This window comes from Brevundimonas sp. ALps5 (assembly GCF_058681645.1).
Map to the genome: position 1 here is coordinate 566,820 of NZ_CM178744.1, position 21,199 is coordinate 588,018.

Genomic DNA, 21,199 nt, shown 5'->3' on the forward strand with positions numbered 1-21,199 from the left:
CGTTCAGAACGACCCGCCCTCCCCCGAGGGGAAGGGCGATGTGCGTTCGTCCTACTTTTCGACGATCTCGGTCAGGTGGGCGACCTTGGCGATCATCCCACGAACCGAGGGGGTGTCTTCCAGCGTGGACTCGCGGCCCAGGCGGTTCAGACCCAGGCCCACCAGGGTGGCGCGCTGGTCGTTCTTGCGGCGGATCGGCGAACCGGTCTGCTTGACGGTGACGGTCTTCTTCTCGGCCATGACTTAGGACTCCACGGCTTCGGCGACTTCGGCCGGGGCCGAGGCGCCGTCGTTGCGGCGGCCCATCAGGTCGGCGACCTTCTTGCCACGCTTCGAAGCGATCTGACGCGGCGACGACTGGACCTTGAGGGCCTCGAAGGTCGCACGGATCATGTTGTAGGGGTTCGACGAACCGCTCGACTTGGCCACGACGTCATGGACGCCGAGGGTTTCGAGCACGGCGCGCATCGGACCGCCCGCGATGACGCCGGTGCCGGGAGGGGCAGCGCGCATCATGATCTTGCCGGCGCCCCAACGGCCGTTGCCGTCGTGGTGCAGGGTGCGGTTTTCGCGCAGCGGCACGCGGATCATCGTCTTCTTGGCTTCTTCGGTCGCCTTGCGGATGGCTTCCGGCACTTCGCGCGCCTTGCCATGACCGAAGCCGACGCGGCCCTTGCCGTCGCCGACGACCATCAGGGCCGCGAACGAGAACCGACGACCGCCTTTGACGGTGGCGGCGACGCGGTTGATGTGCACCAGCTTCTCGATGATGTCCGAATCCGGACCTTCAGCGACGGGAGCGTTGCGGTTGTCGCGACGGTCGCCACGGCGTTCGCCGCCTTGTCCGCCACGTTGGGGTTGTTGCGCCATCTGTCGCGTCCCTTAGAAGTTCAGGCCGGCTTCACGCGCGGCATCCGCCAGCGCCTTCACCCGTCCGTGATAGATGTAACCGCCGCGGTCGAAGACGACGTCGGTGACGCCCTTTTCGATAGCGCGTTCAGCGACCAGCTTGCCGATCTTGGCGGCGGCCTCGACATTCGAACCGCTGGCGCCCTTGCCGCCTTCCAGCGACGAGGCGGCGACCACGGTGACGCCGTTGGCGTCGTCGATGATCTGGGCCGAGATGTTCTTGTCCGAGCGGTAGACCGACAGACGAAGGCGACCGTTGGCCACGGCCTTGAGGCGGCGGCGGTTGCGTTCGGTGCGGCGCTTGGCTTGTTGTTGCAGAGAAAGTGCCATGACTTACTTCTTCTTGCCTTCCTTGCGACGGACCTTCTCGCCGGCGTAGCGGACGCCCTTGCCCTTGTAGGGCTCCGGCGGACGCAGCTTGCGGATGTTCGCGGCCAGTTCGCCGACGACCTGCTTGTCGGCGCCGAGGATGCTGATTTCGGTCTGCTTGGGCACCACGAAGGTCACGCCTTCGGGGGCCACGATGTCGACTTCGTGCGAGAAGCCGAGCTGCAGCGACAGGTCCTTGCCCTTCAGGGCGGCGCGGTAACCGACGCCGACCAGTTCGAGCTTGCGTTCGAAGCCGTCGGTGACGCCGGTGACCATGTTGTCGACCAGGGTGCGCGACAGACCCCACATCGCGCGAGCGCGCTGGGTGTCGGTCTTGAGGCCGAGCGAGAGGCCGGCTTCATCCTGGGTGACTTCGATCTCGTCGGCGACGGTCCAGGAGCGTTCGCCCTTGGGGCCCTTGACGGTGACGGATTGGCCTTCGAGCGTGACAGTCACGCCCTTGGGCACTGCGATGAGACGTTTTCCGATACGGGACATCTTAGTAGACCCTGCAGAGGACTTCGCCGCCGACGTTGGCGTCGCGAGCGGCGGCGTCGGACATGACGCCCTTCGAAGTCGAAAGGATCGAGATGCCCAGGCCGTTCTTGACCGGCTTCAGATCACCGATGGCCGAGTAAACGCGGCGGCCCGGCTTGGACACGCGAGCGATGTCGGCGATGACCGGCTGGCCGTCGAAGTACTTGAGCTCGATCTCGAACTGCGGGAACTCGCCCGGGTTCTGAACCAGGGAGTAGCCGCGGATGTAGCCTTCGTCCTGCAGCACGTCGAGGACGCGCTGGCGCAGGCGGGAGGCCGGGGTGAGAACCTTGGACCGCTTGCGCATGTGCGCGTTGCGGATGCGAGCGATCATGTCGCTCAGGGGATCGTTGATCATCATGTCTGTCGCTCCCCTTACCAGCTGGACTTCGTCAGGCCCGGGATCTGACCCAGGTTGCCGAGTTCACGCAGGGCGATACGGCTCATCTTGAGCTTGCGATAGAAGGCCCGCGGACGGCCCGTCACTTCGCAGCGGTTGCGGATCCGGACGGCGGCCGAGTTACGCGGCAGCTCGGCCAGCTTCAGGCGAGCGGCGAAGCGCTCTTCCAGAGGCAGGCTCTCGTCGTTGGCGGTCGCCTTGAGGGCGGCCCGCTTCGCGGCATACTTCGCAACCAGGGCCTTGACGGCTTCGTTGCGGTTTACGGCGCTTTTCTTTGCCATTGTGCTTTTCCCTTCCCGCTCAGTTCTTCACGAACGGGAACTTGAACTCGGTCAGAAGCGCGCGCGCTTCGTCGTCAGTCCTGGCCGTGGTGCAGACGATGATGTCCATGCCCCACATCTGGTCGATCTGGTCGTAGTTGATTTCCGGGAACACGATGTGCTCCTTCAGGCCCATGGCGTAGTTGCCGCGACCGTCGAACGACGTCGGCTTCAGGCCACGGAAGTCCTTCACGCGCGGCAGGGCGATCGTGATCAGACGGTCCAGGAACTCATACATCTGGTCGCCGCGCAGGGTGACCTTGCCGCCGATGACCATGCCTTCGCGCAGCTTGAAGCCGGCGATGGAGTTACGGGCCTTGGTGGCGACGGCCTTCTGACCGGCGATCTGCGTCAGATCCTTGAGGGCCGCATTGGCCTTCTTGGAGTCGGCGACGGCTTCGCCGATGCCCATGTTCAGGACGATCTTGTCCAGCTTGGGCATCTGCATCGGGTTGGTGTAACCGAACTTCTCGGTCATCACGCCCTTGATGCGCTCGACGTATTCCGTCTTGAGGCGCGGGGTGTACTTGGTGTCGGCCATTAGATGACGTCTCCCGTGGTCTTGGCGAAGCGAACCTTCTTGTCGCCTTCCACGCGGAAGCCGACGCGGGTCGCCTTGCCGTTGGCGTCGGCGATCGCGACGTTCGACAGGTGAAGCGAGGCTTCCTTGTTCTTGATACCGCCCTGGGGGTCGCCCTGGGTCGGACGGGTGTGACGTTGCACCATGTTGATGCCGGTCACGACCACGCGGTTTTCGGTCGGCAGGACCTTGGCGACGGAGCCCGTGCGGCCCTTGTCCTTGCCGGTCAGGACGACGACGCGGTCGCCCTTCTTGATCTTGGCGGCCATGGTTACAGGACCTCCGGGGCCAGCGAGATGATCTTCATGTGGTTCTTGGCGCGCAGTTCGCGAGGAACCGGGCCAAAGATCCGCGTGCCGACCGGCTCGTTTTGCTTGTTGACGATGACGGCGGCGGACTTGTCGAAGCGAATGACGGAACCGTCCTTGCGCTGGATGTCCTTGGCGGTGCGAACGACGATGGCCCGAACGACCTCGCCCTTCTTCACGCGGCCGCGCGGGATCGCTTCTTTCACCGAAGCGACGATGGTGTCTCCGACCGAGGCGTAGCGACGCTTGGCGCCGCCGAGCACCTTGATGCACATGACCCGGCGGGCGCCCGAGTTATCGGCCACATCCAAGTTAGTTTGCATCTGGATCATAGTGTCAGATCCTTCTGATTACGAGGCCGAGGCCGGGGTGTCCTTGGACAGGACTTCCCAGCGCTTCAGCTTGGACTTGGGAGCACACTCAACGATGCGGGCCACATCGCCTTCCTTGAAGGCGTTGGCTTCGTCGTGGGCGTGGTACTTCTTGGACAGGCGCACGATCTTTTTCATGACCGGGTGCAGCAGCGTGCGTTGGACGACGACGACGACGGTCTTGTCGCCCTTGTCGGACACGACCACGCCTTCGAGAATTCGCTTGGGCATAGTGTTTCCTTACGAGGCCGCACGCTTCTCACGCAGGAGCGTGGAGATGCGAGCGATGTCTTTGCGGACTTCCGAAACGCGATGGGTCTTTTCCATCTGGCCGGTGGCGGCCTGGAAGCGCAGGTTGAATTGTTCCTTCTTGAGGGACAGCAGCTGGTCGCCCAGCTGGTCCGTCGTCTGGGAACGAAGGTCGGCGATCTTGGTCATCAGGCGGCGTGCTCCACATGAGCGATGCCGGCGTCGAGGCGGGTGACCACCTTGGTGCGGACCGGCAGCTTGGCGGCGCCCAGACGCAGCGCTTCACGCGCAACATCGTCGGCGACGCCGTCGATTTCGAACAGGATCCGGCCCGGGTGGCAGCGCGCCGCCCAGTGATCCACCGCGCCCTTGCCCTTGCCCATACGGACTTCGGCGGGCTTGCCCGTGACGGGCAGGTCGGGGAAGACGCGGATCCAGACGCGGCCCTGACGCTTCATCTGGCGGGTGATCGCGCGGCGAGCCGCTTCGATCTGACGCGCAGTGATGCGTTCCGGCTCCAGCGTCTTCAGGCCGTAGGACCCGAAGTTCAGCGAGAAGCCACCCTTGGCGGCGCCGTGGATACGGCCCTTGAAGGCCTTCCGGTACTTGGTTTTCTTAGGCTGCAGCATGTTCCTTAGCCCTCACGACCACGACGGGGACCACGGTCACCGCGGGGACCGCCGCGTTCGCGGCCTTCGTTCGACGACGGACCGGCGGCTTCGGCGGCCCAGCGCTTGTCCTGGGCCATCGGGTCGTGCTCGAGCACCTCACCCTTGAAGACCCAGACCTTCACACCGATGATGCCGTAGGTCGTCTTGGCTTCGATGAAGCCATAGTCGATGTCGGCGCGCAGGGTGTGAAGCGGCACGCGACCTTCGCGGTACCATTCCATACGAGCGATTTCAGCACCGCCGAGGCGGCCCGAGACGTTGATGCGGACGCCCTTGGCGCCCAGGCGCATGGCCGACTGCATCGAACGCTTCATCGCGCGGCGGAACGCGATACGGCGTTCCAGCTGCTGGGCGATGTTCTCGGCGATCAGCTGGGCGTCGACTTCCGGCTTGCGAACTTCGACGATGTTCAGGTGAACTTCGCCTTCGGTGCGGGCCGAGATGTCCTTGCGGAGCTTCTCGATGTCGGCGCCCTTCTTGCCGATCACAACGCCCGGACGGGCGGCGTAGATCGTCACGCGGCACTTCTTGTGCGGACGCTCGATGATGATGCGCGACACGCCGGCGGCCGACAGGCGTTCCTTGAGCCACTCGCGCAGCTTCAGGTCCTGGTGCAGCAGGCGGGCATAGTTGGCGCCGTCGGCGAACCAGCGGCTGTCCCAGGTGCGGTTCACGCCGAGGCGGAAACCGATCGGATTGATTTTCTGACCCATCAGGCGGCCTCACCGGCTTCGCGGACCACGATCGTGATTTCCGCGAAAGGTTTCAGGATGCGCGAGGAGCGGCCACGAGCGCGGCTCGCGAAACGCTTCATCACCAGGTTCTTGCCCACGAAGGCCTCGGCGACGACCAGGTTGTCGATGTCGAGGTTGTGGTTGTTCTCGGCGTTCGAGACGGCCGAATACAGAGCCTTGCGAACGTCGGTCGCGATGCGCTTGCGGCTGAACTCGAGTTCGTTCAGCGCCTTCTGCACCGGCATGCCGCGGATCGAGGCGGCGACCAGGTTCAGCTTTTGCGGGCTGATACGGACGTTGGTCAGCTTTGCGCGGGCCTCCGTATTGCCGACGCGGCGGGGGTTCTTGGTCTGGGACATGTTACTTCCGCTTCGCCTTCTTGTCCGCGGCGTGGCCGGGGAACGAACGGGTGGGCGAGAACTCGCCCAGCTTCATGCCGACCATGTCCTCGTTCACGTGCACGGGAACGTGCTTGTGACCGTTGTGGACGCCAAAAGTAAGGCCCACGAACTGCGGCAGGATGGTGGAGCGGCGCGACCAGGTCTTGATCACGTCCTTGCGGCCCGACGTCGAAGCGGCGTCGGCCTTCTTGAGCAGATACCCGTCGACGAACGGGCCTTTCCAGGAGGAACGAGCCATCTTTAGCGAGCCTTCTTAACGTGGCGGGTACGGATGATGTACTTGTCCGTCGCCTTGTTCTTGCGGGTGCGGGTGCCCTTGGTGTCCTTACCCCACGGCGTGACGGGGGTACGACCACCGGAGGTCCGGCCTTCACCACCACCATGCGGGTGGTCGATCGGGTTCATGGCGACGCCGCGAACGTGCGGACGGAAGCCCATGTGACGAACGCGACCGGCCTTGCCGAGGTTCTGGTTCATGTGATCGGCGTTCGAAACGGCGCCGACCGTGGCCATGCAGCCGTCCAGGACCATGCGCAGTTCGCCCGAGCCGAGACGGATCTGGGCGTAGCCCTGATCGCGACCGACCAGCTGGGCGTAGGCGCCGGCCGAACGGGCCAGCTGGGCGCCCTTGCCCGGCTTCATCTCGACGCAGTGGATGATCGTACCCACCGGGATCGAGCGCAGCGGCATGGCGTTGCCAGGCTTCACGTCGGTCTTTTCGCCGGCCACGATCACGTCGCCCGCCTTCAGGCGTTGCGGCGCGATGATGTAGGCCTTCTCGCCGTCCTCATAGGTGATGAGGGCGATGAACGCGGTGCGGTTCGGATCGTATTCCAGGCGCTCGACCGTGGCGGTCATGAACTTGCGGCGCTTGAAGTCGATCTTGCGGTACAGGCGCTTGGCGCCGCCGCCGCGGAAGCGGACAGCGATGCGACCGCCCTGACCGCGTCCGCCCGACTTGGTCAGGCCTTCGGTCAGCGACTTCTCGGGACGGCCCTTGTGGAGCTCCGAGCGGTCGATCAGCACCAGGGCGCGGCGGCCCGGCGACGTCGGATTGTAGGTTTTCAAGGCCATCTGATCAGAGCCCCGTGGTGACGTCGATCGACTGGCCTTCGGCCAGGGTCACGATCGCTTTTTTGATGTCGACGCGACGACCGAGGATGCCCCGGAAGCGCTTGGTCTTGCCCTTGGTCACCATGGTGTTGACCTTCAGGACGTTGACCTTGAACAGGCTTTCAACGGCGGCGGCGATTTCGTCCTTGGTGGACGTGCCGGCGACGCGGAAGACGACCTTGTTCTGCTCGGACAGGATCGTGGCCTTCTCGGTGATGATCGGCGACAGGATCGTGTCGTAGTGTTTGGCGGTGGGAGCGGCGGCCATTACGCGGCTTCCTTCTCGGCTTGCTCGCGACGCGAGGGCTTGTAGTCGGCGTAGGAGGCCTCGATGGCTTCCACAGCGGCCTTCGACAGAACCAGCTTGTCGGCCCGCAGGATGTCATAAACGTTCAGGCCGGCGTTCGGCAGGACGTGAATGTGCGGGATGTTGCGCGACGCCAGGGCGAAGTTGGTGTCAACTTCCGGACCGGCGATGATGAGGGTCTTGGTCCAGCCGAGCTTGCCGAAGGTTTCGCGCAGACCCGAGGTCTTGGCGTCCTTCAGTTCGACGGTGTCGACGACGACCAGCTCGCCGGCCTTGGCCTTGGAGCTGAGGGCGTGACGCAGGGCCAGGGCGCGGACCTTCTTGGGCAGGTCATAGCCGTGGTCGCGGACGACCGGGCCGAAAGCGCGCGAACCACCGACGAACTGCGGCGCACGGCGCGAACCGTGACGGGCGCCGCCGGTGCCCTTTTGCTTGTACATCTTCTTGCCGGTGCGAGAATTCTCGTTCCGGGTCTGAACCTTGTGCGTACCGGCGCGGCGCTTGGCCAGCTGCCAGTTGACGTAACGGGCCAGCAGGTCGCCGCGGATGTCGGAGATGCCGAAAACGACGTCCGACAGTTCCACGTCACCGGCGGCCTTGCCGTCGAGCTTGATGACAGAGAGTTTCATTACGCTTCACCGCCTTCGGTCGTTTCGACGGCCGGAGCTTCTTCAACCGGCGTTTCGGCCGGAGCAGCAGCGGCGGCGCCGTTCTTCTTGAACGAACCGGGGAAAGGCAGGTCGGCGAACGGCTTCTTGTGCGCGTCGCGGACCTTGACCCACGAACCCTCGTGACCCGGGACGGCGCCCTTGATCAGGATCAGGCCGCGCTCGGCGTCCACGCGGACGACGGTCAGGTTCTGGGTGGTGACGACTTCGGTCCCGTAGTGACCGGCCATCTTCTTGCCCTTGAAGGTCTTGCCCGGGTCCTGACGGTTACCCGTCGAGCCGTGCGAGCGGTGCGACAGCGACACGCCGTGCGTGGCGCGCAGACCGCCGAAGTTCCAGCGCTTCATGGCGCCGGCGAAGCCCTTACCGATGGTCTCGCCCTGGATGTCGACCTTCTGGCCGGCCACGAAGTGGTCCGCCGACAGGGTCGCACCCACGTCGATCAGCGCGTCGTCGGACACGCGGAACTCGGTGACGTAGTGCTTGGGCTCGACTTCCGCGTTCGCGAAGGTCGTGCGTTGAGCCTTGTTGGTGTTCTTTGCCTTTTTGGCGCCAGCGCCCAGCTGCAGGGCGACGTAGCCGTCCCGCTCCTGAGTGCGTTGGCCGACGACCTGACAGTCGTCGAGCTGAAGCACAGTGACCGGAACGTGCGCGCCGTCTTCGGCGAACACGCGGGTCATGCCCAGCTTCTTGGCGATCACGCCCGTGCGCATCGGATCCCGCCTCTTTCTGATTAAATCTTGATCTCGACGTCCACGCCGGCGGACAGGTCGAGCTTCATGAGCGCGTCCACGGTCTGCGGGGTGGGGTCGACGATGTCGAGCACGCGCTTGTGCGTGCGGATTTCAAACTGCTCGCGCGACTTCTTGTCGACGTGCGGCGAGCGGTTCACGGTGAATTTTTCGATCAGGGTCGGCAGCGGAATCGGACCGCGAACGGTCGCGCCCGTGCGCTTGGCCGTGTTCACGATTTCGCGCGTCGAAAAATCGAGGACGCGGTGATCGAAGGCCTTGAGCCTGATGCGGATGCTTTGATCCATATCGGTCTTATTTCCCAAGCAGGCGAACCTGCGTCCCTGTGAACCATTTCAAAGACCGGAGGTCTTCAGGCGAAAAACGCCTTCAGAGTACGCACGTCCGCAAAAACGATCGGCCCACGCAGGTGTCCGCGAAGGCCGTTGAATTCCTAAGTCGCTACAAAGAACGGGTACTCAGGTCGTTCCTGCGGACCGCGTCTGCAGATTGCTCTGCACAGCCGGTCCAACAAGAGTTGGCGCTTATGACGTTCGATTCCGTTTTCGTCAAGCACCGATCGACCCTGAAACCGAGTCACGGAGGGCTTTTACGCCCGGGGCTCGAGTCTTCGCGTCACGGCGTTCCAATCCAGTGAAACGTAGCGGCAGGACTCGCCCCCTCCCTCCCCCGTGCCGCCCTGTCGAGGCGAGGGCCCGACGAGCGAAAGGCCCGCCGGGCGTCGGCGGGCCTTCCTTCAGTCAGACGGTGTGAGCCGCCCGGCCGATGCGCTTACTGGCCGATGCGGACCCGGCCGCCGCCCATGACGGACTGGGAGACCGAGCCGGTCACCCGGCCGACCCGGACATCGCCGCCGCCGACCAGGCTGGCGTCGAGGCTGGAGACCGTGCCCGTGACCGTGACGTTGCCCGAGCCGGCGATGGAGGCGTCCAGCGCTCCGGCGTCGCCCTGGATGACGATGTCGCCCGAGCCGCCGATGGAGGCGTCGACCGAACGCGGCTGCCCGCCGCCGACGCGAATGTCGCCCGAACCGCCGATCGAGGCGTCGACCTGGCCCGTGGCCTGGGTGACGATGACCGTGCCCGACCCACCGATGGAGGCGTCAAGGTCGCCGGTCGCGCCGGCGGTGATCCGGCCCGAGCCGCCGATGGAGGCCTCAAGGCTGCCCGAGGTCCCGGCGCGGATGTTGCCCGAGCCGCCGACCGACAGGTCCATGTGTCCCGTGGTGTTGGCCACGGTCCAGTCGCCGCAGCCGCCGGCGCCGAGTTCGATGCGTTCGGCGCCGCGGCCGACCGAGCCGAAGACGGCCGAGTCCTGGGTTGAGACGTCGACGTTGCGCGGGGTGCGCACCACGATCAGGGGCGCGGCCGACAGGTCGACGCGGCCATGGTTGCGCACCTCGACCGAGGCGCCCTCGCCCGGCTGGGTCGCCGTCGCCGGACCACTGCGGCAGTTGCGGATGGGGTTGCGGCCCAGTTCGCCGTTGATGCGGACTTCGTTGCCGACGCGAGTCACGGTCGGGCGCGGCAGACCGGCCGAGCCGCCCTCGATCTCGACGGCGACGTCCTGACGGTCCTCAACGATGACCACCATACGGGCGGCGGCGTAACGGACCTTGACCTCGGGGCCGTCCTTGGCCGAGGCGGGGGCGGCGGCGGCCAGCCCCAGAACGGCGATGGAGGCGGCGGTGGCGACGACTGCGAAATTCATGACGGGTTTCCTCTCCGGCGATGACCGGAAAATGCCGCCGTACCCCGAGCAAGTCATTTTAACTCGGTGTCATGACCTCGATTTAATCTAGGCCCCGACTGAGCTAGGCCCTGAGGGCGCCTGCCCCGTCGGCGGCGCCGACCTCGGGTTCGAAGTCGCGTTCGAAGCTGTCGAGCTTGCTCTTCAGTCCGCCGACCTTCTTGAGCGCCAGCGACGCCGCCCAGCGCGCGGCCAGCTCGGGCGTCGACATGCCTTCGGTGAAGCGCGGCGACCCGCCCCGGCTGCGCATGACGGCATTTGTATAAAGCGCGCCGTTGCGGAACCGCGAGGGCCAGGTCTGGAAGTCCATCGACAGGCTGACGCAGAACCGGTCCAGGTTCTCGACCCGGTGCGGGGCATAGAGCGGCCAGGTCAGGGCCTCGCCGGGCTCCAGATCCATGACCTGGGCGTCGGCCTCGAAGGCGCGGACATAGGGCAGTTCCTCGGTCGTCTGACGCGCGACGATCTGCTCCATATTGCGCTCGGGCAGATGGGCCTCGTCGCCCGGATAGACGAAGATCCGCTTGCGGCCGCGCAGGTGGAACAGCACCACCCCGGCCGGATCGAAGTGATAGGGCACCCGCGCCACCGGCGAGGAGATGATCAGCTGGCCGGCGTTGCGGACGGCCTTCAGCCCCGGATAGGTCGCCTCGATCTTCCTGAACTCGCCCATGGCCGCGGCCCACAGGTCGGGGCAGCCGTTCTGGGCGTCACGCAGATTGACCCACAGCCGCCCGGCCTGGATGGCCTCCAGCAGCCTGTCGCCCGACAGCTTGCCGCGCGCGCCGGTGCGGAGCGAGACCTGCCCCTCGGCGTCGTAGTCGTACAGGTTGATGTCGAACAGATCGGGGGGATAGCGGTCCAGCACCTTGGCCAGGGCCTCGTCGGTCGCGAAGCCGCGCTCGACCAGATCGTGCGGATGCTTCCTCGCCTCGGTGATCGGGCCGGGGTAGCGGGTGCGTTTGGTCACAGTGTCTCTCATCCGCTCACCGCCGGATCGGCCAGACGCTGGGCCGCGCGGGCCTTGCCCTTGCTCAGCGCCACCTGGGCCGCCTCGACCGCGCCCTTCAACCGGTCCATGGATGTGGTCTCGCAGGCCTCGATCGCCGCCCAGCGCCGCCGGACGCTGGTGCGCAGCCGGTCGCCGCGGCTCTTGCCCGCCGCGTTCAGCAGGCCGACCGCCGCATTGCTGAGGCCCGAGCCAAGACCGGGGCGCATGACCACGGCCTCGCGCACCGTCTGCATGGCGTTGCAGAAATACTTCTTGTAGCCCTCGCCGCCGAAGCCGAAGTCGAAGACCCGGTAGCCCTTCTCCGAGGCCAGCCGCATGGTGTCCATGCTCAGCAGGATGCCCGGCGAACAGCGCGCCAGCGACGGCTCATAGACCGGGAACCAGAAATGGTAGCGCCCCCCGGCGTGCAGGGAATATTCGACCGCAACCAGCTTCTCGCCTGCGTACATGGCGGCCATGGAGGCGCCGAAGTCGTCCTGGCCCTCGGTCTGCAGGAGCGCGTGCAGCAGCTCGGCGGTCCAGCCGCAGTCGAAGATGTCGTGGCGGCCGGTGCGCCTGTACTGGTCGCGCTTCAGGGCGATCAGCTGGTCCAGCAGGGCCGGGTCGCGCAGATTGCGCTCGACGGTGATCGGACCGAGCTCGGCCTCGAGGCTGCGGCGGGCCCGTTCCTTGTCCTTGAAATACTTGCCCCAGGTCGTGCGGCGTTCGGCATACCAGGCCTCGAAACCTTCCTCAGGCATGGCGACCATCAGGGTCTGGCGTTCCTCGGTCACCTCGGCCTCCCCCACCCAGGCGCTGACACGCAGGCGCGGGGCGTCCAGCAGACGGGCGACCGTCTCCAGATCGGGCGCCTGGCCCGGGAAGGCGATCACGCCGTGATAGTCGTTCATCGGCGCGCCGAGCGGCTGGATCGTGCCGCCTCGCGTCTGGTAGGCGAAGAAGCCGACCGTCTCGCCGTTTCGTTTGAATACGGCGACGGCCGCGTCGGGGCTGATCCCTCCGGCGATGCGGGTGAACTCCGGACGGAAATAAGGACTGGCCAGCACCGGTTCGGCGGCCAGCATGGCGCGCCACAGGGTCTCGTCGGCCGGGGTCAGCGACTCCGGCCTGATGATCTCGACCTCGAGGGTTCCGGTCATGCGGCTCTCCGAATTTCAGCCGGCACCCTGCACCAACCGCTGTTTCGGGACGGTTTAGCGGGATGGTGAACGAGACCTTTCCGGAGCCGAACCCCTTGCCCGAGCGTTGCCGCAGACGGCCAGACCGTGGATAATCAGGAAGACTGCGATGACCTCCCCCAACCGCCCCAAAGACAAAGCCGTCGAGAACGAGAACCTGCGCCCGGGCCCCGAGGGCGAACCGCCGCGGCCCGCGACCGAGCCGCGCGGCGCCGAGGGCTCGAGCAATTCCGGCGAAACCGCCACCGACCCCGCAACCGGAGAAGAGAACGGGTGAGACTGAAGACTGTCCTGCTGACCGCCGCCGCCGGGATCGGCCTGGGTCTGATCCTGGCCGGCGCCGCGCGCGCCCAGACAAATCCCCGCGCCACAGAGCCGGTGATCCCGACCCCGGCCCAGGCGCCCGAGGCCGATGCGCCCGCCTGTCCGGTCAGCGGCGACAGCCTGGTCCTGGCCGGCGACGGCCTGCGGCGGTCGAAGGCGGCGGTGCGCCAGAACCGGCTCAATATCCTGGCCATCGGTTCGTCCAGCATCGAGGGCGTGGGCGCCAGCCGCGCCGAGCTGGGCTTTGTCCCCCTGCTGCAGACCGATCTGCGCGCGCGGATGCCCGAGGTCGCGGTCAATGTCTGGAACCGGGGCATCGGCGGCGAGACGGCGCATGAGACCGTCAACCGGCTGCAGGCCGAGATCGAGCGCTACCAGCCCGATCTGGTCATCTGGCAGCTGGGCACCAACGACATCCTGCGCGCCCGGCCGTGGAACGACGTCGCCGCCGACCTGCAGCGTGGCGAGGCCATCCTGTCGGCCGCCGGGGTCGATGTCCTGCTGGTCGACCCGCAGCGCCTGCCCGAGAACGGCGTGAACTTCAGAGGCAAGAATGTCGAACTGGGCGAGGCCGCCCGGATGATCGCCCTGGAAGGCAGCCGCGTCGGCTATGCGGTCCAGCGCCGCTTCGAGGCCATGCAGGGCTGGGGCCGTCTCAGCCGCGGCGGCATCGGCCCGGACGACCTGCATATGAATGACGAAGGCTATGCCTGCTGGGCCGCCATCACCGCCGAAGGCCTGGCCGATGCCCTGAAGTAGGGGAACTCTCCGGCGCCTGAAGCCTTCATCAAGCCTTGCCGTATAAAAGAGTGCCCATGCGTCTCCTGCCGATACTCCTCGTCTCCGCCGCCCTCCCCCTCACGACCCTGGGCCTGGCGGCCTGTGGATCGCCTGACCGCCAGAACAGCCGTATCGCGGCGCCGGCCTCGACGCCCGGCCTGAGCCGCGCCGAGATCGAGGGCGGCGTTCCGGCGCCCGAGGCGACGCCCGACACCGCCGTCTCAGGTCATGCGGTCGAAGCCCCCGATCCCGCCGTGGGCACGCCGCCCGACGCCGGCCTGATCCGGCTGCAGATCCTGCTGGACCGCACCGCCTTCTCGCCCGGCCAGATCGATGGACTGCGCGGCTCCAACACACGTCAGGCGATCGAAGCCTGGCGCAAGGCCAACGGGCGCGAGGACGAGGCCTTCACCGAGGCCGATCTGATCCAGGCCCTGGCCGGTGTCGATTCCACCCCGGTGCTCAGCGACTACGTCATCAGCGCCGCCGACGTCGCCGGACCGTTCAGCCCGCCCCCGACCGACGACCTGTCGGCGCAGGCCGAGCTCGGCGCCCACTATTCTACGGCGCTGGAAGCCCTCGCCGAGCGCTTCCACATCTCCGAAAGCCTGCTTCAGCTGCTGAACCCCGGCGTCGACTTCAAGACGGCGAGCGTGAAGATCATGGTCCCGGCCGTGACCCAGGCGACCCTGCCCGAGGTCGCCCGCATCGACGTGTCCAAGGCGGAGAAGGCCATCCGCGCCTATGACGCCTCTGGCCGGCTGATCGCCTTCTATCCGGCCACCATCGGCAGCGGCGACAACCCCAGCCCGTCCGGCGATGTGAAGGTCAACGGCGTGGCCCGCGCGCCCGATTATGTCTTCGACCCGGCCAAGCTGAGCTTCGGCAAGGGGCCCAAGGTCACGGTGCCGGCGGGTCCGAACAATCCGGTCGGCGCGGTCTGGATCGATCTGGACCGGCCCAGCTACGGCATCCACGGCACGCCCGATCCGACCAAGATCGGCAAGACCGCCAGCCATGGCTGTGTCCGCCTGACCAATTGGGACGCCCAGGAACTGGCCGCCGCGGTCAAGCCCGGCGTGATGGTCCACTTCCGCTAGGGATTTAGTGGGTGACGGCTCCGAAGGCGGAGCCGTCCCACATGGCGCACTGGTGGCGGTCGAAGAAGCCGTCGTCGGCGCGGTCGCCCTTCGGGTCGAAAGCCCGGATCGGCGTCCCGCGCGCGCCCACGCGGGGCCAGCCGGCCTCGAAGGCCGGGTCATGGCCGAAGGCCGCCCAGGCGTCGCGCATCCGCCGCCCCAGCGCCGCCTGCTCCGGCGTGAACCGGGCCGGGCTGGCGAAGGCCCAGGGCCGGCCGAAGACGTAGGTCAGCTCCGAAGCATGGTAGGCGCCCATGTCGTAAGGCAGCAGGAAGCGGGGCACGACGATGGGCGGCGCCGGATCCACGAACTCATAGCCATGGACCGGGACTTGGCGCGCCAGCACCCGGCGCAGGGCGTCAGAGGGACAGGCAAACCTCTGGTCGGTGAAGCTCCGCGCCATGGTCAGGCCCGGGCCTTCGGGGCCAACCGGATAGTGGGACAGGACCCGGCTTCCCTCGTCGCCGTACATCCATCGGGTCTCGTCGTTGTAGCGGCCCATGTCCTTGACCTCGACCGCGAACAGCCGGCCCTCGTCGGCATTGGTGCCGATGATCACAGGGGTGCGGATGAAGTCGCCGGTGGCGAAGGCCTTCGCGGGACTGACGGGCACGAGGGCATCGCCGAACACCGGCCCCCAGGAACCCGGGCCGTTGAGGCCCCCGCGGGTCGAGCGGGTCTTGGCGATGGCGCCGTTCGGCTTCGCCCTCAGGCAGGCGACGGCCTCCGGGCCTTCGCAGCCGAGGAGTTTCGCGAACTCCGGTCCGGCCTCGGCGGCGACCGAGGCGTCGTTGAGCGAGGACGGCTCCAGACAGGGACCGCTCTGCAGGATGACCCGGCTCCACAGCCCGGCCGATGACGGCGCCGCCATCAGATAGCAGGCGCTCCAGGCGCCGGAGCTTTCCGCGAACAGGGTGACGTCGCCGGGATCGCCGCCGAAGGCCGCGATGTTCTGATGCACCCAGCGCAGGGCCGCCTGCTGGTCCATCAGGCCCCAGTTGCCGCCGGTTCCTTCCCCGTCCGCCGCGAAGCCGGGATGGGCCAGCCAGCCGAGGGCGCCGAGGCGGAAGTTCAAGGTGACCACCACCCGGTCCTGCTCGACCGCCAGAAGGCTGGGGTCGTAGTTGGCGCCCGCCCCGATGGTGAAGGCGCCGCCGTGCAGGAAGACCATCACCGGCCGTGGTCTGATGGGCTCTCCAGGCGGCGCATAGATATTGAGATAGAGGCAATCCTCGTCGCCGAAAACCAAGCCGCCCCCGCCGCCGAGGATCGCGCGGCGACCCAGCGCCTGGGTGCAGTCCGATCCGATGCGCGAGGCGTCGCGCACGCCCTGCCACGCCGCCACCGGCTTCGGCGCCCGCCACCTCAGATCGCCGATCGGCGGCGCGGCATAGGGCACGCCGAGGAAGGCCCGGACGCCGTCGCCGTCGATGCCGCGCAGCTCGCCCGCCGGGGTGGTCACGACAGGCCGGGTGAGATCCGACGCCAGCCTGACCCGATCCACCGCCCCGGGATGCAGGGCGCAGCCGGTCAACAGGACAGCGCCGAACAGGACGGAGAGGACGGCGCGCATGTGGTGAATCATCCGGCTCCCAACGCGCCGCCAACGGTGAAGGTTGCGACAACCCGCAAAAGCAAAACGGCCGCCGGGTTGCCCCGACGGCCGCTCTGTACTCACTCATCGTCGCGCTCAAGCAGCGCGGCCCAATCCCGAACCGGGGGAGCCGCGCGTTAGCGCGCCATCGCGATTAAGCGATGATCTTGGCGACGACGCCGGCGCCGACGGTGCGGCCGCCTTCACGGATGGCGAAGCGGAGCTTCTCTTCCATGGCGATCGGGGTGATCAGTTCGACGTTCAGCTCGGCGTTGTCGCCGGGCATGATCATCTCGACGCCTTCCTTCAGGTGAACGATGCCGGTCACGTCCGTCGTGCGGAAGTAGAACTGCGGGCGGTAGTTCGTGAAGAACGGGGTGTGACGGCCGCCTTCTTCCTTGGTCAGGATGTAGGCTTCGGCGACGAACTTGGTGTGCGGGGTGATGGAGCCCGGCTTGCACAGCACCTGGCCGCGCTCGACGTCTTCACGCTTGGTGCCGCGCAGCAGAACGCCGACGTTGTCGCCCGCCTGGCCCTGGTCTAGCAGCTTGCGGAACATTTCCACGCCCGTGCAGGTCGTCTTCTGGACCGGACGGATGCCGACGATCTCGACTTCCTCACCGACCTTGACGATGCCGCGCTCGACGCGGCCGGTCACGACCGTACCACGGCCCGAGATCGAGAAGACGTCTTCCACCGGCATCAGGAACGGCAGGTCGATCGGACGCTCCGGCTGCGGGATGTAGGCGTCGACGGTTTCCATCAGGGCCAGAACGCGCTGTTCGCCGATTTCCGGGTTCACGCCGTCGGTCGCGGCCTTGGCCGAACCCATGGTGATCGGAATGTCGTCGCCCGGGAACTGGTACGACGACAGCAGCTCGCGCACTTCCATCTCGACCAGCTCGAGCAGCTCGGCGTCGTCGACCAGGTCGACCTTGTTCATGAAGACCACCAGGGCCGGCACGCCGACCTGACGGGCCAGCAGGATGTGCTCGCGCGTCTGCGGCATCGGGCCGTCAGCGGCCGAAACCACCAGGATCGCGCCGTCCATCTGCGCGGCGCCCGTGATCATGTTCTTCACATAGTCGGCGTGGCCGGGGCAGTCGACGTGGGCGTAGTGACGGTTGGCCGTCTCATACTCAACGTGCGCGGTGTTGATCGTGATGCCGCGGGCCTTTTCTTCCGGCGCGGCGTCGATGTCGGCGTAGTTCATCGCCTTGGCGCCGCCGGCCTTCGCCAGCGTCATCGTGATCGCCGCCGTCAGCGTCGTCTTGCCGTGGTCAACGTGACCAATCGTGCCGATGTTGCAGTGCGGCTTCGTGCGTTCGAACTTTTCCTTGGCCATGGCCAAACTCCTGATGGCCCGGGTTGAGGGGCGCTGTGTGCATTCAAAAACCTGGAGCGGGTAGACGGGATCGAACCGACATCCTCAGCTTGGAAGGCTGCTGCACTACCATTGTGCTATACCCGCGCGAAGACCGCCTCGGACCTTCCCCTTGCGGGACAGGAGCCTCGACGACCGGTCCGTTCCGTCGTCCTGATCGTTCGTTTCGAAAGCGCGTGGTGGGGGAAGTAGGACTCGAACCTACGAAGCTTACGCAGGGGATTTACAGTCCCCCCCCTTTGCCGCTCGGGACATTCCCCCAACGCGCCTTTCGAACCGACCAAACCGTCTCGCCGTTCCTCTTTCGAGGGGCGGCTCAACAAAAGCCTTCGATGTTCCGGCACGCCTGAGATAGAGGGAGCGCCAGACCCGAAAGCCCTAGGGCTCCAAATCGGAGGGCGTCTTATAGTGTCGAGAAATCCAGAACGCAACGACCGGAAAGCAGGCAAAAAACCTGTTTTTGGAAACCGGCCTCAAACGGCCCCGGACGGGTCGAAAAAGGGCGGCTGGAATCCCAATCCTCCGTCGAAATCCTTTTCCGATTCAACGCCGAAGCCCTCGCGAGGAGCCAAGGCCGATCCCGACGCCTTCGTCTGGGGACGCCACCCGGTTCTGGCCGCATTGGCCAATCCGGCGCGAAAAGGCATGGGTCGGTTGATGGTCACCGAGGACCGCGCGGCCGAACTCGAACGCGGTCATCTGAATCACGGACACAAGATCGAGGTCTTCGACGTCCAGGCCCTGGACCGGATGTTGCCCGTCGGCGCCGTGCATCAGGGGATGGTGTTCAAGGTCACTCCGCTGGAGGGCGTGGCGCTCGATGACATCGCCGATCCGGCCGAAGGGATCATCGTCATGCTGGACCAGCTGACCGATCCCCAGAACGTCGGCGCCATCTTCCGCTCGGCCCTGGCCTTCGGAGCGCGCGGCATCGTGGTTCAGGACCGTCACTCCCCCGCCCTCGCCGGCGCGCTTGCAAAAGCGTCTGTCGGGGCGACCGAGAAACTGCCCTGCGCCCGGGTCACCAACCTCAGCCGCGCGCTGGAGCGTCTGGCCGACCTCGGCTGGCGCGCCGTCGGTCTGGACGGAGATTCGCACGAGACGCTGGAGACGGCGCTCGACGACCGCCCGACCGTCCTGGTCATGGGCTCCGAAGGCGACGGCATCCGCCGCCTGGTCGCCGAACACTGCGACGTGCTGGCGAAGATCCCCATGCCCGGTGGGTTCGAGAGCCTGAACGTCTCCAACGCGGCCGCCGTGGCGCTTTATGAGGCGAGCCGGAAGCAGAAGAAGGCCTGATCTCCTCACCATCGCGCTGGCGATGGGGAGGTGGCTCGTAGCGTAGCGAAGAGACGGAGGGGGTTCTTGCGCAACTCGCTGCGGGCCGACCGTCTGGATCCGGCAAAGAGCCCCCTCCACCGCTTCGCGGTCCCCCTCCCCACGCTGCGCGTGGTGAGGACACTTGGCGGTCAGCCACGGCCCCGCTAGAGAGCCCTTCATGGAATCCCTCTTCACGCCCCTTCTGATCAGCCAGCTCGCCGCCCTCGGCCAGGTTTTGATGATCGACCTCGTCCTGGCCGGCGACAACGCCGTCGCCGTGGGTCTCGCCGCCGCCTCCCTGCCGCAGGAGCAGCGCCGCAAGGCCATTCTGGTCGGTCTCGGCTTCGCGGTGGTGCTGCGCATACTGTTCGCCCTGATCACCGTCCAGCTGATGGCCATCGTCGGCCTGCTGCTGGCGGGCGGCTTCCTGCTGCTGTGGGTGTGCTGGAAGATGTGGCGCGAGCTGCGCGAGCAGGCGACCCACGATCAGGCCCAGGCCCAGAAGGAGCTGGAGCTGGCCGCCTCGATCGAGCACGGCACCGGCCCCTCGCCGGAAGAACTGGGCATCAAGCGCAAGACCTTCGGCGCCGCCCTGCTGCAGATCCTGATCGCCGACGTGACCATGTCGCTGGACAACGTCCTGGCCGTCGCCGGCGCCGCGCACGAGCATCCGTGGATCCTCGCCGGCGGCCTGCTGATCTCGATCGCCCTGATGGGTCTGGCGGCGACCTATATCGCCAAGCTGCTGAACCGCTTCCGCTGGATCGGCTATGTCGGCCTGTTCATCGTCCTGTTCGTCGCCGGCCGCATGATCTGGGACGGCGGCCGTTCGGTCATCGTCCGCACCGGCCACATGGACGAGTTCAACGCCTCGGCCCCGGCCTTCCTCGACATCAAGCCGGAAGAGGCGGCCGAGTATCTGCGCGGGACGAAGGACGCGAAGGCGGCCCACACTGGCGGGGATGTGGCGAAGGTCTAGGCCTCCGCTTCAGCGCGGCGTGAACTTCTGGACCCGTTCGCCGACGCCATCGACGACATAGACGGCCCCGTCCGCCCCGACGGCGCCGTCGTGGGCCAGTTCGAACTGGCCGTCGTAGGGGCCATAGGCGCCGAACCGGTGCACTACCGCTCCGGCGGGGTCCACGATGGCGGCGCCGGACCGGTCGGGGCCGCGTTCCGGCTGTTCGCCGCCATCGACCACCAGCGCGAAGCCCTGACCGCCCGGCGCGATGGCGACGCCATAGGGACGCCCCATCGCCTCCGACTTCCACTGGGTCAGGAAGCGGCCGTCGGCGTCGAAGACCTGCACCCGGTCATTCTCGCGGTCGGCGACATAGACGCGTCCCTGGGCGTCCAGATCGATGGCGTGCGGCAGGTCGAACTGGCCCGGCCCCGTGCCGCGCTCGCCCCATTTGAGCAGCAGCCGACCGTCCGCCGAGAATTTGAGCACCCGTGAGTTCTCGTAGCCGTCGCTGACGTAGAAGGTCCCGTCGGGGGCGACCGCGACATCCGTCGGCCGGTTGAAGTGGCTGTCGTCGTCGCCCGCCACCCCGGCCTCGCCCAGCGTCATCAGCAGTTCGCCCTTCGGACTGAACTTGAACACCTGCTGCAGGGCCACGTCGGTGACCCAGATGTTGTCGGCGCTGTCGATCTCCAGCCCGTGCGGCATGATGAAGAGGTCTTCGCCCCAGGCCTGGACCACCTCGCCCGTCTCGCCGTCGAAGGCGACAATGGTCGGGCCCTGTATCTTCGTGGCCGGAAAGGGCTCGCTCCAGACGCGGCCGGCGCGGTGGAAGACGAAGACCCGGTTGTGGGAGTCGATTCCGACGCCTGTCACCTGCCCCAAGGCGTAACCTGCCGGCATGTGCGGCCAGCCGTGAACGACCGAATAGGCCGGAGGCGCTGCGGCGGGCGTCTGGGCCGACGTGGGGCTGGACAGGGCCAGACAGGCGGCCGAGGCGGCCAGAAGGGTCCGGAAGATCATGGTCGCCTCACCCCTCGCCGACCTTGATGCGGCGGGGCGAGTTAAG

Annotated in this window: 31 protein-coding genes and 2 tRNA genes; 5 read left to right on the forward strand and 28 right to left on the reverse strand. The window is 66.7% G+C overall.

Annotation, left to right across the window (positions count from 1 at the left end; all coding sequences use genetic code 11):
* Positions 1–51: 51 nt before the first annotated feature.
* The 23 genes from rpmD to ACW172_RS02615 all read right to left on the reverse strand — a co-directional run bounded on the left by rpmD (position 52) and on the right by ACW172_RS02615 (position 12,589).
* Positions 52–240 carry a 50S ribosomal protein L30 gene (rpmD, locus tag ACW172_RS02505; protein ID WP_184277823.1) on the reverse strand — a complete coding sequence of 63 codons (189 nt, stop codon included), beginning with the start codon at positions 238–240 and terminating at the stop codon, positions 52–54.
* A gap of 3 nt (positions 241–243) precedes the next feature.
* Positions 244–870, reverse strand: coding sequence for a 30S ribosomal protein S5 (gene rpsE / locus ACW172_RS02510; protein ID WP_492033618.1), 627 nt, complete (start codon positions 868–870; stop codon positions 244–246).
* Between the two features lie 12 nt (positions 871–882).
* Entirely contained in the window at positions 883–1,239 is a 357-nt protein-coding gene (gene rplR, locus ACW172_RS02515; RefSeq protein WP_207870913.1) for a 50S ribosomal protein L18, read from the reverse strand.
* A 3-nt stretch (positions 1,240–1,242) separates the two neighbouring features.
* On the reverse strand, positions 1,243–1,776 hold the full coding sequence (rplF, locus tag ACW172_RS02520) for a 50S ribosomal protein L6 (RefSeq protein WP_492033619.1): 534 nt from the start codon (positions 1,774–1,776) through the stop codon (positions 1,243–1,245).
* 1 nt (position 1,777) lies between these two features.
* The gene (rpsH, locus tag ACW172_RS02525) at positions 1,778–2,176 is read right to left on the reverse strand and encodes a 30S ribosomal protein S8 (protein WP_492033620.1); all 399 of its coding nucleotides are present in this window, start codon (positions 2,174–2,176) and stop codon (positions 1,778–1,780) included.
* Between the two features lie 14 nt (positions 2,177–2,190).
* A complete protein-coding gene (rpsN, locus tag ACW172_RS02530) occupies positions 2,191–2,496 on the reverse strand; it encodes a 30S ribosomal protein S14 (protein WP_492033621.1) in 306 nt (101 codons plus the stop codon).
* 19 nt (positions 2,497–2,515) lie between these two features.
* Positions 2,516–3,076, reverse strand: coding sequence for a 50S ribosomal protein L5 (gene rplE / locus ACW172_RS02535; RefSeq protein ID WP_492033622.1), 561 nt, complete (start codon positions 3,074–3,076; stop codon positions 2,516–2,518).
* Positions 3,076–3,384: a 50S ribosomal protein L24 gene (gene rplX / locus ACW172_RS02540; RefSeq protein ID WP_492033623.1), complete on the reverse strand. Its 309-nt coding sequence runs from the start codon at positions 3,382–3,384 to the stop codon at positions 3,076–3,078. Before rplX ends, rplE begins: the two co-directional genes overlap by 1 nt.
* A 2-nt stretch (positions 3,385–3,386) precedes the next feature.
* Positions 3,387–3,755: a 50S ribosomal protein L14 gene (gene rplN, locus ACW172_RS02545; protein ID WP_492033624.1), complete on the reverse strand. Its 369-nt coding sequence runs from the start codon at positions 3,753–3,755 to the stop codon at positions 3,387–3,389.
* 18 nt (positions 3,756–3,773) lie between these two features.
* Positions 3,774–4,025, reverse strand: coding sequence for a 30S ribosomal protein S17 (gene rpsQ, locus ACW172_RS02550; RefSeq protein ID WP_183213200.1), 252 nt, complete (start codon positions 4,023–4,025; stop codon positions 3,774–3,776).
* Between the two features lie 9 nt (positions 4,026–4,034).
* On the reverse strand, positions 4,035–4,232 hold the full coding sequence (rpmC, locus tag ACW172_RS02555) for a 50S ribosomal protein L29 (RefSeq protein ID WP_492033625.1): 198 nt from the start codon (positions 4,230–4,232) through the stop codon (positions 4,035–4,037).
* Positions 4,232–4,672: a 50S ribosomal protein L16 gene (gene rplP, locus ACW172_RS02560; RefSeq protein WP_207870906.1), complete on the reverse strand. Its 441-nt coding sequence runs from the start codon at positions 4,670–4,672 to the stop codon at positions 4,232–4,234. Before rplP ends, rpmC begins: the two co-directional genes overlap by 1 nt.
* Before the next feature lie 5 nt (positions 4,673–4,677).
* Entirely contained in the window at positions 4,678–5,427 is a 750-nt protein-coding gene (gene rpsC, locus ACW172_RS02565) for a 30S ribosomal protein S3 (protein ID WP_492033626.1), read from the reverse strand.
* Positions 5,427–5,807 (reverse strand): 50S ribosomal protein L22, encoded by a 381-nt coding sequence (rplV, locus tag ACW172_RS02570; RefSeq protein ID WP_492033627.1) that lies wholly within the window; start codon positions 5,805–5,807, stop codon positions 5,427–5,429. The genes rpsC and rplV overlap by 1 nt, the downstream gene beginning before the upstream one ends.
* 1 nt (position 5,808) lies before the next feature.
* A complete protein-coding gene (rpsS, locus tag ACW172_RS02575; protein ID WP_492033628.1) occupies positions 5,809–6,087 on the reverse strand; it encodes a 30S ribosomal protein S19 in 279 nt (92 codons plus the stop codon).
* Positions 6,088–6,089: 2 nt separating this feature from the next.
* Entirely contained in the window at positions 6,090–6,923 is an 834-nt protein-coding gene (gene rplB, locus ACW172_RS02580; RefSeq protein WP_492033629.1) for a 50S ribosomal protein L2, read from the reverse strand.
* A 4-nt stretch (positions 6,924–6,927) separates the two neighbouring features.
* Entirely contained in the window at positions 6,928–7,230 is a 303-nt protein-coding gene (locus tag ACW172_RS02585; RefSeq protein ID WP_207870902.1) for a 50S ribosomal protein L23, read from the reverse strand.
* A complete protein-coding gene (gene rplD, locus ACW172_RS02590; RefSeq protein ID WP_492033630.1) occupies positions 7,230–7,898 on the reverse strand; it encodes a 50S ribosomal protein L4 in 669 nt (222 codons plus the stop codon). Before rplD ends, ACW172_RS02585 begins: the two co-directional genes overlap by 1 nt.
* The gene (gene rplC / locus ACW172_RS02595; RefSeq protein WP_492033631.1) at positions 7,898–8,650 is read right to left on the reverse strand and encodes a 50S ribosomal protein L3; all 753 of its coding nucleotides are present in this window, start codon (positions 8,648–8,650) and stop codon (positions 7,898–7,900) included. Before rplC ends, rplD begins: the two co-directional genes overlap by 1 nt.
* Positions 8,651–8,670: 20 nt before the next feature.
* Positions 8,671–8,976: a 30S ribosomal protein S10 gene (gene rpsJ, locus ACW172_RS02600; RefSeq protein ID WP_003164367.1), complete on the reverse strand. Its 306-nt coding sequence runs from the start codon at positions 8,974–8,976 to the stop codon at positions 8,671–8,673.
* Between the two features lie 484 nt (positions 8,977–9,460).
* Complete coding sequence (locus ACW172_RS02605; RefSeq protein ID WP_492033632.1) at positions 9,461–10,399, reverse strand: GIN domain-containing protein; 939 nt, start codon at positions 10,397–10,399, stop codon at positions 9,461–9,463.
* A gap of 103 nt (positions 10,400–10,502) precedes the next feature.
* Positions 10,503–11,408 carry a cupin-like domain-containing protein gene (locus ACW172_RS02610; protein ID WP_492033633.1) on the reverse strand — a complete coding sequence of 302 codons (906 nt, stop codon included), beginning with the start codon at positions 11,406–11,408 and terminating at the stop codon, positions 10,503–10,505.
* An 8-nt stretch (positions 11,409–11,416) separates the two neighbouring features.
* The gene (locus ACW172_RS02615; protein WP_492033634.1) at positions 11,417–12,589 is read right to left on the reverse strand and encodes a GNAT family N-acetyltransferase; all 1,173 of its coding nucleotides are present in this window, start codon (positions 12,587–12,589) and stop codon (positions 11,417–11,419) included.
* Between the two features lie 148 nt (positions 12,590–12,737).
* Here ACW172_RS02615 and ACW172_RS02620 point away from each other — a divergent pair, with 148 nt between their 5' ends.
* Genes ACW172_RS02620 through ACW172_RS02630 form a run of 3 tightly spaced genes read left to right on the forward strand, consistent with a single transcriptional unit; the run spans position 12,738 to position 14,832 of the window.
* Positions 12,738–12,905 (forward strand): hypothetical protein, encoded by a 168-nt coding sequence (locus tag ACW172_RS02620; protein WP_492033635.1) that lies wholly within the window; start codon positions 12,738–12,740, stop codon positions 12,903–12,905.
* Entirely contained in the window at positions 12,902–13,711 is an 810-nt protein-coding gene (locus ACW172_RS02625; protein ID WP_492033636.1) for an SGNH/GDSL hydrolase family protein, read from the forward strand. The genes ACW172_RS02620 and ACW172_RS02625 overlap by 4 nt, the downstream gene beginning before the upstream one ends.
* A gap of 56 nt (positions 13,712–13,767) precedes the next feature.
* The gene (locus tag ACW172_RS02630) at positions 13,768–14,832 is read left to right on the forward strand and encodes a L,D-transpeptidase family protein (RefSeq protein WP_492033637.1); all 1,065 of its coding nucleotides are present in this window, start codon (positions 13,768–13,770) and stop codon (positions 14,830–14,832) included.
* Between the two features lie 4 nt (positions 14,833–14,836).
* Here the strand turns inward: ACW172_RS02630 and ACW172_RS02635 are convergent, their stop codons facing one another.
* From ACW172_RS02635 to ACW172_RS02650, 4 genes are all read right to left on the reverse strand, one after another.
* Entirely contained in the window at positions 14,837–16,444 is a 1,608-nt protein-coding gene (locus ACW172_RS02635) for a carboxylesterase/lipase family protein (RefSeq protein ID WP_492033638.1), read from the reverse strand.
* Between the two features lie 175 nt (positions 16,445–16,619).
* The gene (gene tuf / locus ACW172_RS02640) at positions 16,620–17,810 is read right to left on the reverse strand and encodes an elongation factor Tu (RefSeq protein WP_492033024.1); all 1,191 of its coding nucleotides are present in this window, start codon (positions 17,808–17,810) and stop codon (positions 16,620–16,622) included.
* A 52-nt stretch (positions 17,811–17,862) separates the two neighbouring features.
* A tRNA-Gly gene (locus ACW172_RS02645) sits at positions 17,863–17,936 on the reverse strand.
* A gap of 90 nt (positions 17,937–18,026) precedes the next feature.
* Positions 18,027–18,110: transfer RNA gene (locus tag ACW172_RS02650), tRNA-Tyr, on the reverse strand.
* 384 nt (positions 18,111–18,494) lie between these two features.
* Between ACW172_RS02650 and rlmB the strand changes: the two genes are divergently transcribed.
* Positions 18,495–19,148 (forward strand): 23S rRNA (guanosine(2251)-2'-O)-methyltransferase RlmB, encoded by a 654-nt coding sequence (gene rlmB, locus ACW172_RS02655; protein WP_492033639.1) that lies wholly within the window; start codon positions 18,495–18,497, stop codon positions 19,146–19,148.
* Positions 19,149–19,347: 199 nt separating this feature from the next.
* Entirely contained in the window at positions 19,348–20,148 is an 801-nt protein-coding gene (locus tag ACW172_RS02660; protein WP_492033640.1) for a TerC family protein, read from the forward strand.
* A 9-nt stretch (positions 20,149–20,157) separates the two neighbouring features.
* Here the strand turns inward: ACW172_RS02660 and ACW172_RS02665 are convergent, their stop codons facing one another.
* Positions 20,158–21,153 (reverse strand): peptidyl-alpha-hydroxyglycine alpha-amidating lyase family protein, encoded by a 996-nt coding sequence (locus ACW172_RS02665; RefSeq protein WP_492033641.1) that lies wholly within the window; start codon positions 21,151–21,153, stop codon positions 20,158–20,160.
* Between the last annotated feature and the right edge of the window lie 46 nt (positions 21,154–21,199).

What these genes read in the sequence shown, in the direction of transcription:
- rplE (WP_492033622.1), bottom strand. Translation starts at nt 3,076, where the DNA reads ATGGCCGACACCAAGTACACCCCGCGCCTCAAGACGGAATACGTCGAG.
- rlmB (WP_492033639.1), top strand. Translation starts at nt 18,495, where the DNA reads ATGGGTCGGTTGATGGTCACCGAGGACCGCGCGGCCGAACTCGAACGC.
- rpsQ (WP_183213200.1), bottom strand. Translation starts at nt 4,025, where the DNA reads ATGCCCAAGCGAATTCTCGAAGGCGTGGTCGTGTCCGACAAGGGCGAC.
- rplB (WP_492033629.1), bottom strand. Translation starts at nt 6,923, where the DNA reads ATGGCCTTGAAAACCTACAATCCGACGTCGCCGGGCCGCCGCGCCCTG.
- rplR (WP_207870913.1), bottom strand. Translation starts at nt 1,239, where the DNA reads ATGGCACTTTCTCTGCAACAACAAGCCAAGCGCCGCACCGAACGCAAC.
- ACW172_RS02615 (WP_492033634.1), bottom strand. Translation starts at nt 12,589, where the DNA reads ATGACCGGAACCCTCGAGGTCGAGATCATCAGGCCGGAGTCGCTGACC.
- rpsE (WP_492033618.1), bottom strand. Translation starts at nt 870, where the DNA reads ATGGCGCAACAACCCCAACGTGGCGGACAAGGCGGCGAACGCCGTGGC.
- ACW172_RS02630 (WP_492033637.1), top strand. Translation starts at nt 13,768, where the DNA reads ATGCGTCTCCTGCCGATACTCCTCGTCTCCGCCGCCCTCCCCCTCACG.
- rpsC (WP_492033626.1), bottom strand. Translation starts at nt 5,427, where the DNA reads ATGGGTCAGAAAATCAATCCGATCGGTTTCCGCCTCGGCGTGAACCGC.
- ACW172_RS02585 (WP_207870902.1), bottom strand. Translation starts at nt 7,230, where the DNA reads ATGGCCGCCGCTCCCACCGCCAAACACTACGACACGATCCTGTCGCCG.
- rplC (WP_492033631.1), bottom strand. Translation starts at nt 8,650, where the DNA reads ATGCGCACGGGCGTGATCGCCAAGAAGCTGGGCATGACCCGCGTGTTC.
- rplX (WP_492033623.1), bottom strand. Translation starts at nt 3,384, where the DNA reads ATGGCCGCCAAGATCAAGAAGGGCGACCGCGTCGTCGTCCTGACCGGC.
- rpmC (WP_492033625.1), bottom strand. Translation starts at nt 4,232, where the DNA reads ATGACCAAGATCGCCGACCTTCGTTCCCAGACGACGGACCAGCTGGGC.
- ACW172_RS02605 (WP_492033632.1), bottom strand. Translation starts at nt 10,399, where the DNA reads ATGAATTTCGCAGTCGTCGCCACCGCCGCCTCCATCGCCGTTCTGGGG.
- rpsH (WP_492033620.1), bottom strand. Translation starts at nt 2,176, where the DNA reads ATGATGATCAACGATCCCCTGAGCGACATGATCGCTCGCATCCGCAAC.
- rplN (WP_492033624.1), bottom strand. Translation starts at nt 3,755, where the DNA reads ATGATCCAGATGCAAACTAACTTGGATGTGGCCGATAACTCGGGCGCC.
- rplF (WP_492033619.1), bottom strand. Translation starts at nt 1,776, where the DNA reads ATGTCCCGTATCGGAAAACGTCTCATCGCAGTGCCCAAGGGCGTGACT.
- ACW172_RS02620 (WP_492033635.1), top strand. Translation starts at nt 12,738, where the DNA reads ATGACCTCCCCCAACCGCCCCAAAGACAAAGCCGTCGAGAACGAGAAC.
- ACW172_RS02665 (WP_492033641.1), bottom strand. Translation starts at nt 21,153, where the DNA reads ATGATCTTCCGGACCCTTCTGGCCGCCTCGGCCGCCTGTCTGGCCCTG.
- rplV (WP_492033627.1), bottom strand. Translation starts at nt 5,807, where the DNA reads ATGTCCCAGACCAAGAACCCCCGCCGCGTCGGCAATACGGAGGCCCGC.
- rpmD (WP_184277823.1), bottom strand. Translation starts at nt 240, where the DNA reads ATGGCCGAGAAGAAGACCGTCACCGTCAAGCAGACCGGTTCGCCGATC.
- ACW172_RS02635 (WP_492033638.1), bottom strand. Translation starts at nt 16,444, where the DNA reads ATGCGCGCCGTCCTCTCCGTCCTGTTCGGCGCTGTCCTGTTGACCGGC.
- tuf (WP_492033024.1), bottom strand. Translation starts at nt 17,810, where the DNA reads ATGGCCAAGGAAAAGTTCGAACGCACGAAGCCGCACTGCAACATCGGC.
- rplD (WP_492033630.1), bottom strand. Translation starts at nt 7,898, where the DNA reads ATGAAACTCTCTGTCATCAAGCTCGACGGCAAGGCCGCCGGTGACGTG.
- rplP (WP_207870906.1), bottom strand. Translation starts at nt 4,672, where the DNA reads ATGCTGCAGCCTAAGAAAACCAAGTACCGGAAGGCCTTCAAGGGCCGT.
- rpsJ (WP_003164367.1), bottom strand. Translation starts at nt 8,976, where the DNA reads ATGGATCAAAGCATCCGCATCAGGCTCAAGGCCTTCGATCACCGCGTC.
- rpsS (WP_492033628.1), bottom strand. Translation starts at nt 6,087, where the DNA reads ATGGCTCGTTCCTCCTGGAAAGGCCCGTTCGTCGACGGGTATCTGCTC.
- rpsN (WP_492033621.1), bottom strand. Translation starts at nt 2,496, where the DNA reads ATGGCAAAGAAAAGCGCCGTAAACCGCAACGAAGCCGTCAAGGCCCTG.
- ACW172_RS02660 (WP_492033640.1), top strand. Translation starts at nt 19,348, where the DNA reads ATGGAATCCCTCTTCACGCCCCTTCTGATCAGCCAGCTCGCCGCCCTC.